The 15141-nt window shown below is 37.2% G+C and carries 8 protein-coding genes; 4 read left to right on the top strand and 4 right to left on the bottom strand.

All coding sequences use genetic code 11. From position 1 onward, the window contains the following. Together ACODSB_RS06115 and ACODSB_RS06110 are read left to right on the top strand one after the other, a co-directional pair. Positions 1–7550 (top strand): T9SS type A sorting domain-containing protein (locus ACODSB_RS06115; protein WP_488936384.1); only part of this gene is annotated, 7550 nt, incomplete at its 5' end. Positions 7551–7602: 52 nt separating this feature from the next. Further along, entirely contained in the window at positions 7603–8454 is an 852-nt protein-coding gene (locus tag ACODSB_RS06110; protein WP_053471839.1) for an outer membrane beta-barrel protein, read from the top strand. Positions 8455–8528: 74 nt separating this feature from the next. On the opposite strand, the gene ACODSB_RS06105 is transcribed toward ACODSB_RS06110, so the two are convergent. After that, positions 8529–8711 carry a hypothetical protein gene (locus ACODSB_RS06105; protein ID WP_180856570.1) on the bottom strand — a complete coding sequence of 61 codons (183 nt, stop codon included), beginning with the start codon at positions 8709–8711 and terminating at the stop codon, positions 8529–8531. A gap of 129 nt (positions 8712–8840) precedes the next feature. Further along, on the bottom strand, positions 8841–9044 hold the full coding sequence (locus tag ACODSB_RS06100; RefSeq protein WP_180856571.1) for a hypothetical protein: 204 nt from the start codon (positions 9042–9044) through the stop codon (positions 8841–8843). Positions 9045–9253: 209 nt separating this feature from the next. Here ACODSB_RS06100 and ACODSB_RS06095 point away from each other — a divergent pair, with 209 nt between their 5' ends. Both ACODSB_RS06095 and ACODSB_RS06090 read left to right on the top strand, forming a co-directional pair. Continuing rightward, positions 9254–9910, top strand: coding sequence for a DUF6766 family protein (locus tag ACODSB_RS06095; protein ID WP_488936383.1), 657 nt, complete (start codon positions 9254–9256; stop codon positions 9908–9910). A gap of 158 nt (positions 9911–10068) precedes the next feature. Further along, on the top strand, positions 10069–11646 hold the full coding sequence (locus ACODSB_RS06090) for an FAD-dependent oxidoreductase (protein ID WP_488936382.1): 1578 nt from the start codon (positions 10069–10071) through the stop codon (positions 11644–11646). A gap of 22 nt (positions 11647–11668) precedes the next feature. Here the strand turns inward: ACODSB_RS06090 and ACODSB_RS06085 are convergent, their stop codons facing one another. Next, a complete protein-coding gene (locus ACODSB_RS06085; protein WP_488936381.1) occupies positions 11669–13270 on the bottom strand; it encodes a Na+/H+ antiporter in 1602 nt (533 codons plus the stop codon). A gap of 173 nt (positions 13271–13443) precedes the next feature. Further along, on the bottom strand, positions 13444–15141 hold the full coding sequence (locus ACODSB_RS06080) for a ribonucleoside-diphosphate reductase subunit alpha (protein ID WP_180856582.1): 1698 nt from the start codon (positions 15139–15141) through the stop codon (positions 13444–13446).

Here is a 15141-nt window from a genome sequence, read left to right as displayed (position 1 = left end):
CTAATACAACTTTCTCAGCTACTGCTGCAAATGCAACTGGATATCAATGGCAGGTCGATGATGGTTCCGGTTTTTCTAGCATAACTAACAGTGGAGTTTATTCTGGTGCAAATACTGCAACATTAACTATAACTGGAGCAACTGCTGGATTAAATGGATATATATATAGAGTTGTCGCAACTGGTTCTTGTACTCCTGCTGCAACTTCAAATAGTGCATCTTTAACGGTAAATCAAGCTCCGGCAATCACTGCGCAGCCATCTGCAAGTACAATTTGTGCTGGTGCTAATACAACTTTCTCAGCTACTGCTGCAAATGCAACTGGATATCAATGGCAGGTAGATCAGGGTACTGGTTTTGCTAATGTTCCGGCCGCTGCACCATATTCTGGTACAACTTCTGCAACATTAACTATTACTGGCGCAACCGCAGGATTAAGTGGATATTTATACAGAGTCGTTGCTACAGGTTTATGTACGCCTGATGCAACTTCAAACAGTGCTTCTTTAACTGTCAATACTGCTCCATCTATCACAGCACAGCCAACTGATAGTGCTATTTGTTCAGGATCTAATACAACATTTAGCGCTGGAGTTTCTAATGCTACAGGATATCAATGGCAGGTAAATTCAGGATCTGGATTTAGTAATGTTACAAGTGGTGCTCCTTACTCTGGAGAGACTACAGCAACACTTACCATAACAGGCGCAACTGCTTCATTAAATAATTATCAATATCGTTTAATAGCAACTGGAAATTGTACTCCAGCTGCAGTTTCAAATGCAGTTACATTACAAGTTTCTAATATAGGTGCATCTTCAACAAAAGTAGATATTAGCTGCAATGGAGCTGCTAATGGTTCCTTATCAGTTGTACCATTAGGAGGTGTAGGATCTTACACTTATCTTTGGTCAAATGCTGCTACATCTTCTTCTATTAGTAATTTAGCACCTGGAAATTATACTGTTAGTATAAAAGATGCTATTCTATGCGAAAAAATATTAAACTTTACCATAAATGAACCACCTTTATTAGTGGCTTCTCAGGGAACTATAAATAATGTAAGCTGTAACTCTGGAACAAACGGAACAGCAACAGTAGTAGTAACTGGAGGAACTCCTGGTTATACTTATTCATGGTCTCCTTCTGGAGGGACTGCTGCTACTGCTTCTGGTCTGGCTGCAGGAACCTATACAGTTACTGTAACCGACGCTAATAACTGTCAAACTACACAAAGTTTTATTATTTCAGAACCAGCTGCACTTGCGGTTGTACCATCACAAACTGATGTTTTATGTAACGGTGCTGCAACTGGATCTGCTAGTGTAGCCGTTTCAGGAGGAACTAGTGCTTACACTTATTCTTGGTCACCTTCTGGAGGAACTGCTGCAACTGCAACTGGACTAACAGCAGGAACATATACTGTTACAGTTACTGACGCTAATAGCTGTCAGATAACACAAAGTTTTACTATTACAGAACCTGCTGCTTTAACAGCATCACCAGTAGCACAAACTAACATAGCTTGCTTTGGTGGTAACACTGGATCTGCAACTATAAGTGCAACTGGAGGAACTGGAGGATATACCTATTCTTGGTCTCCATCTGGAGGAACTGCTGCAACTGCAACTGGACTAACAGCTGGAACATATACGGTTACAGTTACTGATAGTAACTTATGTCAGAAAACTCAAAGTTTTACACTTACTGAACCTGCTGCTGCACTTACAGCTACTGCTGTCGGACAAACAGATGTTTCATGTAATGGAGGTGCAAATGGAACTGCTACAGTTTCTGTAAGCGGAGGAACTCCTGGATATACTTATTCTTGGGCTCCAACCGGAGGAAATACTGCTAGTGCAAATGGACTATCGGCAGGAACCTATACTGTTACGGTTACCGATGCAAATGGATGTCAGGCTACTCAAAGCTTTACTATTACGGAACCTGCTGCTCTTGTAGCAAGTTTTGGTTCTCAAACTAATGTTTCTTGTAACGGTGGTACAAATGGTACTGCAACTGTAAATGTAACTGGTGGAACCGGAGCTTACACTTACTCATGGTCACCAACCGGAGGAAATGCTGCTACTGCGTCTGGTTTAGCACAAGGAACTTACACAGTAACTGTTACAGATGCTAATGTATGTCAAAGTACACAAAGTTTTACTATTACTGAACCTGCAATTTTATCGTTAACATCATCACAAACGGATGTTCTGTGCAATGGTGGTGCAACGGGAACGGCTTCAGTAGTTGTATCTGGAGGTACATCTCCATATACTTATTTATGGTCACCTTCTGGAGGAACTGCTGCAACTGCTACAGGATTAGCAATAGGAAATTATAGTGTTTTAGTAACAGACTCTAATGGCTGTTCAATAACACAAAGTTTTACAATCACGCAGCCAAGCGCCTTATTCGCTACACAAAGTCAAATAAATGCAACTTGTTCAACTGGTGGTCAGGCAGCCGTAAGTGTTAGCGGTGGTACAACTCCATATTCTTATTTATGGTCCCCATCTGGTGATACAACTGCAATAGCAACCGGATTAACTGCCGGAGCTAATAGTGTTCTAATTACTGATGCTAATGGTTGTACAATAACAAAAAATTTTACAATTACTACCACAAATACTTTAGTTGCAACTACTTCACAAACTGATGTATTATGTTTTGGGACTAATACAGGATCTGCTGCTGTAGTTCCAAGCGGAGCGCCTGGACCTTTTACTTACGTATGGTCACCTTCTGGCGGAAATGCTGATACAGCAACTAATCTTACAGCGGGTAATTATTCTGTAACAATTACATCTGCTAACGGATGTTCTATTGTAAAAAACTTTACTATTACAGAACCAACTGAACTTATAGTAACACCAAATCCGCAAATAAATACTTCTTGTAATGGAGGAGCAAACGGATCTGCAAGTGTTACCGTTACAGGAGGAACCGGAGGTTATACCTATTCTTGGGCACCTTCTGGAGGAACAGCTGCAACAGCAAATGGCCTTTCTGCAGGAACTTATACTGTAACTGTTACAGACGCTAACTTATGTACCAAAACACAAAGCTTTACTATTACAGAACCAACAATCCTTGCTGTTACTACATCACAAACAGATGTTTCTTGCAACGGAGGAACTAATGGAACTGCTACAGTAAATGTAACTGGAGGAACTGGTGCTTATACATACTCTTGGGCTCCAACTGGAGGAAATGCTGCTACTGCTTCTGGCCTTGCTGCAGGAACTTATACAGTAACGGTACAAGATGCAAACTTCTGTCAGATATCTGCATCTGTTACTATTACAGAACCAGCTAGTCTTGCTGCAACAGCATCTCAAACTGATGTTACTTGTAATGGATTAAACAACGGAACTGCCACAGTAATTGCAACTGGAGGTACAGTACCATATACTTATTCTTGGTCTCCTTCTGGAGGAACAGCAGCTACTGCTTCTGGATTAAGTCCTGGAACTTATACAGCAACAATTACAGATGCTAATGGTTGTTTTACAACTCAATCTGTTACAATTACAGAACCTACTCTACTTACTTTAACTCCATCTCATACAGATGTTTCTTGTAATGGAGGGGCAAACGGAACTGCAACTATAACTCCTGTTGGAGGAACCGCTCCTTACACTTATTCTTGGAGTCCTTCTGGAGAAACTACTGCATTGATAAACAATCTTATTCCAGGAACTTACACTGTAACCGTTACAGACGCTAATGGTTGTACTGCGACTGAATCTATTGTTATTACAGAACCAACTGCTATGACAACATCTGCATCACAAACAGATATTTCTTGTAATGGTGCAGCAAACGGAACCGCAACTGTAACTGTATCAGGAGGAACTGGAGCATATACTTACTCTTGGTCTCCTTATGGAGGAACTGCTGCGACTGCAACAGGTCTTGCCGCAGGACTTTTTACAGCAACCATTACTGATGCTAATGGATGCCAAACAATACAAACAGTAACAATCATTGAACCTGCTGTTCTTTCTGCAGCAATATCTCAAACAGACGTTTCTTGCAACGGAGGAACTAACGGAACTGCAACTGTAACTGCAACTGGAGGAACAGCACCATATACTTATTCTTGGTCTCCTTCTGGAGGAACAACAGCTAATGCTTCTGGTCTTGCTGCAGGAACTTATACAGTAACTGTAACTGATGCTAACGGATGTACTACAACACAATCTGTTACAATTACAGAACCTACAATTCTTACTGCAACAGCATTTCAAACAGATGTTTCTTGTAATGCAGGAACTAACGGAACTGCCACTGTAACTGCAGCCGGAGGAACAGCACCATATACTTATTCTTGGTCACCATCAGGTGGAACAGCTGCAACAGCTTCTGGATTAAGTGCTGGAACTTATACTGCTACAATTACAGATGCTAACGGATGTTTTACAACACAAACAGTAACAATCACTGAACCTTCTGCCCTTTCTGTAACATCATCTAAAACAGATGTTTCTTGTAACGGAGGAGCTAACGGATCTGCAACTGTAAATGTAACCGGAGGAACTCCTGGTTATACATACTCTTGGGCTCCATCTGGAGGAACAAATGCAACAGCAAATGGATTAAGCGCAGGAACATATACTGCAACAATTACAGATGCTAACGGATGTACTACAACTCAATCTGTTACTATTGCTGAACCAACAATCCTTGCTGCAACAATATCTAAAACAGATGTTTCTTGCAACGCAGGAACTAACGGAACTGCGACTGTAACTGTAACTGGAGGAACTGGAGCTTATACTTATTCATGGGCACCTTTTGGAGGATCAGCTGCAACAGCAACTGGATTAAACGCAGGAACTTATACAGTAACTGTAACAGATGCAAACGCGTGTCAGACAACACAAAGTATTATTATTACTGAACCTGCAATTCTTTCTGCAACAGCATCACAAACAGATGTTTCTTGTAATGGAGGAACTAACGGAACTGCAACAGTAACTCCAACTGGAGGAACAGCACCATATACTTATTCTTGGTCACCATCTGGAGGAACAGCTGCAACAGCTTCTGGTCTTGCTGCAGGAACTTATACTGCAACTATTACAGATGCTAACGGATGTACTACAACACAATCTGTTACAATTACAGAACCTACAATTCTTACTGCAACAGCATCTAAAACAGATGTTTCTTGTAACGCGGGAACTAACGGAACTGCAACTGTAACTGCAGCTGGAGGAACAGCACCATATACTTATTCTTGGTCACCATTAGGTGGAACAGCTGCAACAGCTTCTGGATTAAGCGCAGGAACTTATACTGCAACTATTACAGATGCTAACGGATGTTTTACCACACAAACAGTAACAATCAGTGAACCTTCTGCCCTTTCTGTAACATCATCTAAAACAGATGTTTCTTGTAACGGAGTAGCTAACGGATCTGCAACTGTAAATGTAACTGGAGGAACTGGGGCTTATACTTATTCTTGGGCACCATCAGGTGGAACAGCTGCAACAGCAACTGGATTAAGCGCAGGAACTTACACTGCAACTATTACAGATGCTAATGGTTGTACAACAACACAATCTATTATTATTGCTCAACCAACAATTCTTGCTGCAACAACATCTAAAACAGATATTTCTTGCAACGGAGGAAATAATGGATCTGCAACGGTAACTGCAACTGGAGGAACTGGAGCTTATACTTATTCTTGGTCACCATCAGGTGGAACAGCTGCAACAGCAACTGGATTAAGTGCAGGAACTTACACTGCAACTATTACAGACGCTAACGGTTGTACTACAACACAATCTGTTACTATTGCTCAACCAACAATTCTTGCTGCAACAATATCTAAAACTGATGTTTCTTGCAACGGAGGAACTAACGGAACTGCAACAGTAACTGCAACTGGAGGAACAGCACCATATACTTATGCTTGGTCACCAGTCGGTGGAACATCTGCAACAGCAACTGGATTAAGCGCAGGAACTTATTCTGTAACAATTACAGATGCTAATGGATGTTTATTAACTCAAACAATAACTATTATTACAACTCCAGATGCAACAGCGCCAGTACCAACTGTAGCTAGTCTTCCGGAAATAAGTAACTATTGTTCAGTTTCAGCATCAGATATCGCTATTCCAACTGCTACAGATAATTGTGCAGGAATCCTAAATGGAACTACAACTGATCCTTTAAGCTACAATTCAGTAGGAACTTATGTAATTACATGGAAATATGATGACGGAAATGGAAACATTGCAACACAACCGCAAACAGTAAAAGTACTTGCTTCTCCATTGAATGCTGTAACTTTTACCGGCGCTCAATTTACATACGATGGAAATGCTCATGCATTGCAAGTTGCAAATCTGCCAACTGGAGCAACTGTTACCTATTCTGCAAACAATACGTCAACAAATGCTGGTACTTATGTAGTTACTGCGACAGTAACACCATCAGCCAGCGCGTCAAATTGTGCAGTAGTAACCCTAACAGCTAATCTTGTTATTAATAAAGCAGCACAGCAAATTACATTTAATGCAATTCCGGTTAAAACACTTGGAGCAAATAATACCTTTAATTTAACAGCGACTTCAAATTCAAATTTAGCTGTTACTTACACATCAACATATACTGCACCATTAGCTCCTGCAACAGTTTCTGCTACAGGCGTGGTAAATATGTTAAGATCTGGTGATGTATTAATTACGGCTCATCAGCCTGGAGATAATAACTATCTTCCTGCTGCCGATGTTTCACAGTTGTTAGTGATCTTAAACAACAATATCGATGTTAAGAAAATCACTATTGGAACGAAAGTTTTTGATAACCCTGGAAAAACAATTTTTTATGTACTTCCATGTGGGGAAACAAATCCAAATGTATCTATCTTAAATGAATCAGGTGCAATAATAACTCCTTCTTCTAATTTTACAATTCAAACTCCTAAACCAGGAATTTACAGTCAGAATGTAACAATTACATCACAAGACGGAAGTTTATCTGCAACTTACTCTTTAGTAGTTGTGAAACCATTTAATTTCTTTGACATTGTTAAACAGAAATTTAATAACGTACTCCTTGTAAATAACAATCCACAGACAAATGGCGGTTATGAGTTTGCTTCTTACGAATGGTTCAAAAACGATGAGCCAATAGGAACTGGTCAGTATTATTCTGCAGGAAACAGCATTACTTCATTATTAGATCCAACGGCAGATTATAGTGTAAAAATGACAACTAAAGATGGAAAAGTACTATATGTATGTGCTTCTAAAGTTACATTGACAAATACGCTGCTGGCTAAAGTTTATCCTAACCCAATTGAAATTGGAAAAGTAGTTACTGTTGAAGCAGATTTCCCTGAGGAAGAATTAGCGAAAATGCAAATTAGCCTTTACACTGTTACAGGTCAATTGGTAAAAACTGTACAATCATCTACAGCTAAAACTGAAATACAATTACCTCAAACAACTGAGAGCAATATGTACATGGTAGTTCTTGAAACGCCTAACATCAAAAAAACTTTCAAAGTAATTGTAAAATAAATAAACCCTGCCAGTACTAGATAAAAATAGTACTGGCATAATATAACTTAAGATGAAAAAAAATATTTACAGCTATATCACATCCATTGCCATTTTCACGGCATTTTTAGCAGCGTCTTTAAATAGTTATGGCCAGGATAAAAAACAAGAATTTTCGATTTCTTTAGGAGGGCCATTTTCTTATATCGATGCTAATTCTTCCGGAAAAACAGTACCGGGAATTGGCGTTAATGCAGGTCTTCGTTATTCTTATTATTTAAGCGAAAGTTTAAGCTTAGGAATTGGAGTTGAATATCAAACCTACAATTCAGATTTAAAATATAATTTCTTTGCAGGAGCATACGCTGCTACTGACGCTGAAAATGAGAATTTTCAATTTAGATACAAAGGTACGAATGTGAGAGAAGAACAAAAACTGGCTTATATCAATGTGCCAATTAATGTTCAATTTGAAACTCCGGGAACATCTAAATTATATGTCGCTGCGGGGGCTAAAATTGGTTTCGCGTCAAGCGGAAGTTACCAAACAACTTTTCAAAATCTAACTACAAGCGGTTACTATCCACAATACAATGTAGAATTGTTTAGTCCGGCTTTTGCAGGTTTTGCAAGTACAAATGATTTAGTAACCGGTAAACAAGATCTTAATACAGAAGTTTCTTATTCAGCCACTTTTGAAACTGGTTTAAAACAAGAATTAGGAACTAGAAATTCTTTTTATATTGGTGCCTATTTTGAGTATGGTCTAAATAATATCTATGACAAAACCGGAAACGGGCAAATTGTTATATACAATGCTCAACAACCCGTACAATTAGGATATGATACCTTACTTAATTCTCCTTTAAGCAGCAGTGCCAGACTTGTTTCATACGGTCTTAAATTAAGATTTGCATTGCGATAATAATTTTTGACCAATTAAAAAAAGCTATTCAGTATTGAATAGCTTTTTTTGTTTTATAAATAAATCCAGAGCAATTATCTTCTCTTCTTTTGCTGACCCGGAGCATAAGCTTTTGCACTTTTACTTCCAGACGCTTTTTTAGCCTGTCCAGGAGGAATTTTTCCTGATGATGAAGAAGAGTTATGAACACTGCAGCTCACAATACTTACTATCAATAAAGTAAAAGATAAAATTTTAATAAAGTTTGTCATTTTCATAAATTTGTTTTTTATAACCAAAAATACTGTTTTGACTATTAAAAAAAACTTATAATCATTATAAATAACAAAAACCTGTAACGGACTAATCCATTACAGGTTTTTCTAATTTCGATTGCTATTTATATTCTATTTCTTAACAGAATCTGTAGTAATAGTTCTAACCGTATCATTTGTAACTGTATCAACATCTGGTCCTACAGTATCAATAATAGCTTCAGTCGAATCTATACTGTTTTGAGACTCTATTGTTGGTTCATTCTTTTTACAAGAAAATGCTAATCCCGTTAACAGAACCAACATTGCAATTTTAATTTTTAATATCGTTTTCATAATTATATTTTTTTCTGTTTGCATTCATTTTAATATTTCAAATTTAACTTTCTGAATATCAAAACTATTACATAATTTCTGCAATCCTTTATATGAATCAAAGAAATGTGTTAAACTATTGTTATACAATGCAAAATGTATAAATTGAAAATTTAATTATATAACTGCATAAACGGTGATTTTGTGAAATTTGTAGAAACAATATTAAAATGAAAACTTATTTTCGCAATAATGGTTTAAGTATCTGCTTTTTGATACTATTTGGAGGAACTTTAATTGGTCAGATTTTATTTGGTTTTGAAGAACACAATAAGGAACTTATTAGCGAAGGAGGAAAAATAATAAATCTGAGCTCGTATCTTTTATCAGGACATTTCATTGAATCTACTTTTGAAAACTGGGAAAGTGAATTTCTTCAAATGGGCCTTTTTGTTGTATTTACTATTTTCTTAAAACAAAAAGGGTCATCAGAATCAAAAAAAATTAATCAAAAAGAAGAAGTAGACCGGGAACCAGATCCTAACCGAAAAAATGCTCCGTGGCCCGTTAAAAAAGGAGGCTTTCTTTTGACACTGTACAAACATTCCCTTTCAGCTTCACTAATGCTACTATTTCTTATTTCATTAATACTTCATTTTTATGGAAGTCTTAAAGACGAAAATGAAAAATTACTTTTGGAAGGAAAACAATTAGAAACGATTTCGTCCTTTATAAAAAATTCAAGATTTTGGTTTGAATCTTTTCAAAATTGGCAGAGCGAATTTCTATCAGTATTTGCTATCGTAATATTATCTATATACCTACGCCAAATTGGCTCTTCTCAATCAAAACCCGTAGATGCTCCCAACATGGAAACCGGAGTTTAATTTAAAAATATAAATTTTTTAATACTGAAATTTTGACTTACTCCTATTCTTACTGGAAATACTATAAAATATTGACAATAAAAATGTAAGCCTCTTTTTTATTCTTGGTTGTAGCTTTGAGTGTACTTATATGATTTTCATTTATTTAAAACTACAATATGAATAATTCAGATAACTTAAATGAAGGAAGTATAACTTCTGGCGATAATGTTTCCTTTTGGATTGATACAACTCCAATTTTGTCTTTTGATAAACCAAGTGAGGATATTTCAACTGAAGTACTAATCATTGGCGGCGGAATTGCCGGCTTAACAACTGCATATAAACTTTTAAAAGCAGGAAAAAAAGTAGTTTTAGTCGAAGATGGATTTATAGGAAGCGGCGAAACCGGAAGAACTACAGCACATTTAACCTGCGCACTCGATGACAGATATTACTATCTTGAAAATACATTTGGCAAAGAAAGTGCTCACCTTGCAGCTGAAAGCCATACCGCAGCAATTGATGAAATTGAAAAAATAGTTACTAGATTAAATATAGACTGTGATTTTAAAAGAGTAAAGGGTTATTTATTTCTTCATCCAAGCGATAAAGAAGAAAATCTCGACAAAGAATTTCAGGCATCAAAAGATGCCGGACTCCAAACCTCACTATTAAACAATACACCATATTTAAACGGAGCTCAAAACCAAAGATCTATTGAATTTAGAAATCAGGGACAGTTTCATGTTTTACATTATTTAAAAGGACTTGCCGAAGCTGTTACAGCACTCGGTGGAACCATTTTCACTGAAGCACATGCAGACAGTATTACAAAAGAAGGAGCTTCAGTAAATGGTTTCAATTTTACTGCAAAACACATTGTTGTGGCAACCAACACGCCAGTCAACGATGTTTTAACCATGCATACCAAACAACACGCTTACAGAACTTATGTTATTGCCGGAAAAATTCCAAAAGGAGTGATACCCTATTCTCTATGGTGGGACACGGGCGATATGGCAGCAAAATGGGTTTCGCAGCCCTATCATTATGTTCGTTTAGAAAAATTTGATGATCAATACGATTTGCTGATTTCAGGCGGAGAAGATCACAAAACCGGACAAGAAGATGAAGAAGGAATATCTGCATTATCAAGATATGAAAAGCTGGAAATCTGGACCAGAAAATATTTTCCAATGCTGGACGAAATTAACTATAAATGGTCTGGACAGGTTATGGAACCTTTCGATTCTTTAGGGTTTATGGGTAAAAATCCAGGCGATGAAAACATATATATTATCACTGGGGATTCTGGAAATGGTATGACACACGCCACAATTGGCGCCATGATTATTACAGATCAAATTTTGGGAATTAAAAACAAATGGGAAGATTTATATAATCCATCACGAATCACTTTTAAAGCCTTAGGAGATTTTATGAAAGAAGCCGGAAATATGGCAGCACAATATCTGGATTGGATTACCGCATCTGATATAAATAATACGGCAGACTTAAAAGCCGGCGAAGGCGGGATTCTCTCACTTGGATTAAAAAAAATTGCCGCCTATCGGGATTATGATAATACGCTCCAAGCTTTTTCTGCAGTCTGCCCACATTTAGGCTGTATTGTACAGTGGAATCCCGATGAAAAATCATTTGACTGTCCTTGCCACGGTTCAAGATTTGCCGCCGACGGTACAGTTATAAATGGCCCTGCAAAAAACGATCTGAACAAAATTCAAGTCAAATAAAGATTTACAGCTTATTTAAAATCTATTCCTCATACATTTCCATCCAAAGACGCGTTTCCTCAAGATCAAGTTCTTTTTCTATTTTTCTAAAAATCTCTTCGTTTACGGAACCCGCTTTATGCATAACTTCGAGTTTACTACGTTCTACATTCAATAGATCAATTTGAATTTTGGTAAAATCATTAAAAATTTCATTTCCAAATACTTTTCCGTTTCCAAAAAAGTTGGCTGGAAGTTCGGTTTTCTGCAAACGATTAAATTTTACTTCATATTTACTTTTAATATTATGAAGCAATTCATCATCAAGCAGCGATAAATTATCTTCGATATGCGCAATGGTTTCAGAAACAATAATATTTCGAACATCATATTCTTCAGCCAAAATAGAATAACGCTCAATTTTAAGTTTTTTAATCAGCCACGGAAGCGTAAGTCCCTGAATGACCAAAGTGGAAAGAATCACACAAAAAACCAAATAAATAATCAGGTTTCTAAGCGGAAATTCTTCGGTTTTATTCAGCATTAACGGCAATGCCAAAGCCGCAGCCATCGAAACCACGCCGCGCATTCCCGACCACCCGAAAACAATCATATTTCGATAATCAAATTCTTCCTTCATTCGGATTTTTTTACTGAGCATCCTCGGAATCATCGTTGCCGGAACTACCCATAAAAAGCGAACAACAATTACAACAATACTAATTACAGCTCCCCAAATAAATAACGAATCTCCAGAATAATTACTTATTCCTTCAATAATCTGCCGTAGCTGCAATCCAATTAAAATGAAGATTAAACCGTTTAGAATATTACTTAAAACATCCCATATCGTATTGGTCATGATTCGGCTTTCATGCGAAAAAATAGCTCCGGATCTTGCAGCCAAAAAAAGTCCGGTTGATACTACTGCCAAAACTCCGGAACCATGAAAATGCTCTGCAATCAAATAAGATGAAAATGGTGTCAATAACGTAAGTGTTACCTCAATAATATCATCACAAACGAACCTTTTATGGATATAATACATTATAAAACCAACAGCCACTCCTATTGCAATTCCTAAAACCGACATCAAAACAAAGTTTAATCCTGCCTGCCACAAAACAAAATTTCCTGCAGTAATTGCTGTTAAAGCATATTTATACGCCACAAGACCGCTGGCATCATTCACCAAACTCTCTCCTTCAAGAATGGCAATTAATCTTGGATGTAAACCTAAACCTTTAGTTATAGATGTTGCAGAAACTGCATCGGGAGGCGAAACAATAGCACCAAGTAAAAATGCTAACGGCCAGGAAATATCATCTATAAGCCAGTGTGCCACAACAGCAACCAATCCTGTAGTAAAAAAAACCAAACCAACAGCCGCCAAAGTTATCGGACGAATGGTCTGTTTAAAATCAGACCAGCTTGTATGCCATGCAGCATGATATAAAAGCGGAGGAAGGAAGATAATAAAAACAACCTCAGGACTCAGCGCAATAACCGGCAGTCCCGGCACTACACTAATAATTACACCACAAAGTACAAGTACAATAGGAATTGGAAAATTATACCTTTTACTTACTAAACTAAGAAAAGCTACGCCAAAAAGTAACATTATAATTACTGTGATATTTTCCATTTACTGCGGGTATTTATTTGTTTTGGATGATAATTTCTGGTTGCTAAATTAATATTTTATGAGAACTAAATTAAATTCTTATTAAAAAGAATACTGCATTTATTGGCATATATCTTTAATTCAAACACATAAAAAAAGCCGAATCTAAAATAAGATTCGGCTTTTTTTCTTTTTTACGATTCACAACTACTACAAGTGACCAAACTTGTTACCAATTCTTTAGAAACACTTTGGCTTCTTTGGTAATACAAACTTTTTACACCCAATTGCCATGCTTCGATCATTAAACGGTTTACTTCCTTAATTGGCAGTTCTGCCGGAATATTAAGATTTAAACTCTGTCCCTGATCTACAAACTTCTGGCGAATTCCTGCCTGCTGTACAATTTCCAGCTGACTGATTTCTTTAAAAGTTTTAAAAACATCTTTCTCCGTTTGAGAAAGCTGAGACATATGCTGAACACTTCCGCCATTTAGCATAATTTCTCTCCAAACTTCTTCATTATCCAAGCCTTTTTCTTCAAGCAGTTTTTTCAGGTATTTATTTTTACGCATAAAATTACCTTTACTCAAACCAGCTTTATAATAATTACTGCTAAAAGGTTCAATTCCCGGAGAAGTCTGCCCTAAAATTGCTGATGATGAAGTCGTTGGCGCAATTGCCATTGTTGTCGTATTACGTCTTCCATAACCTTTTAACAATTCAGGTTCACCATAAATTCTGGCTAATTCCTGAGTTGCTTTATCCGCTTTATCGCTTATATGTTTAAAAATTTCTGTCGTTTTCAATTTAGCTTCCATTCCTTCAAACGGAATCATGTTTTTCTGTAAATAAGAATGCCAGCCTAAAACACCTAAACCTAAAGCACGATGTCTTTTAGCAAATTTATTCGCTGCCGAAAGATAATAGTTACCTTCCGTTTTTTCGATGAATTCCTGCAATACCGCATCAAGGAAAAAGATAGCCAGTTTTACCGCTTCAGTATCTTTCCATTCTTCGTAAAGCTCCAAATTCATAGATGATAAACAGCAGATAAACGATTCGTCCTGAGTTGACGGCAGCATAATCTCACTGCATAAATTACTCGCGTTGATTCTCAGGTTTTGATCTTTATAAACCTGCGGTTTGCTTTTATTTACGTTATCACTGAAAAAGATATAAGGCAGTCCTTTTTGCTGACGGCTTTCTAAAACCTTTGCCCAAATTTGCCTTTTATCATTATCACCATCAATCATTTCCTGCATCCAGTAATCAGGAACACAAATTCCCGTAAACAAATTCTGGATTGGGTTTCCAATACTTTTAATTTTCAGGAATTCTTCAATATCCGGATGGTCGATATCTAAATATGCAGCAAATGCGCCGCGACGAACTCCGCCTTGCGAAATCGTGTCCATAGCTGTATCAAAAAGTTTCATAAAACTTACTGCGCCGCTACTCTTTCCGTTATCGGTCACCGCACTTCCGCGTTCGCGCAATTCTCCAAAATAACCCGATGTTCCACCGCCTATTTTAGTCTGCATGATTACTTCACCCAGTTTATGTGTAATTCCTTCAATTTTATCCGGAACATGTACATTAAAACAAGAAATAGGCAAACCTCTTTCGGTTCCCATATTCGCCCAAACCGGCGAGCTGATACTCATCCAGCCGCGTTCAATCATTTCTACAAAAGATTCTTTTAATTCCGGTTTATACAATCTTCTTGCGGCAGCCGTACAAATCCTGTCAATTGCACCTTCAACCGTTTCTCCTTTTAAAAGATAACCGCGGTTTAAAATTTGTTCACTCTCAGAGTTCTTCCACCACATTTTGGTTCCTGCTTCATTTTGTGGAAGACTATTTACTTCATTTATATCTATTGTACTCAT

Source organism: Flavobacterium sp. FG68 (assembly GCF_057808895.1).
Note: the sequence above shows the minus strand (reverse complement) of the source record. Positions and strands in the feature narration are given on the sequence as shown.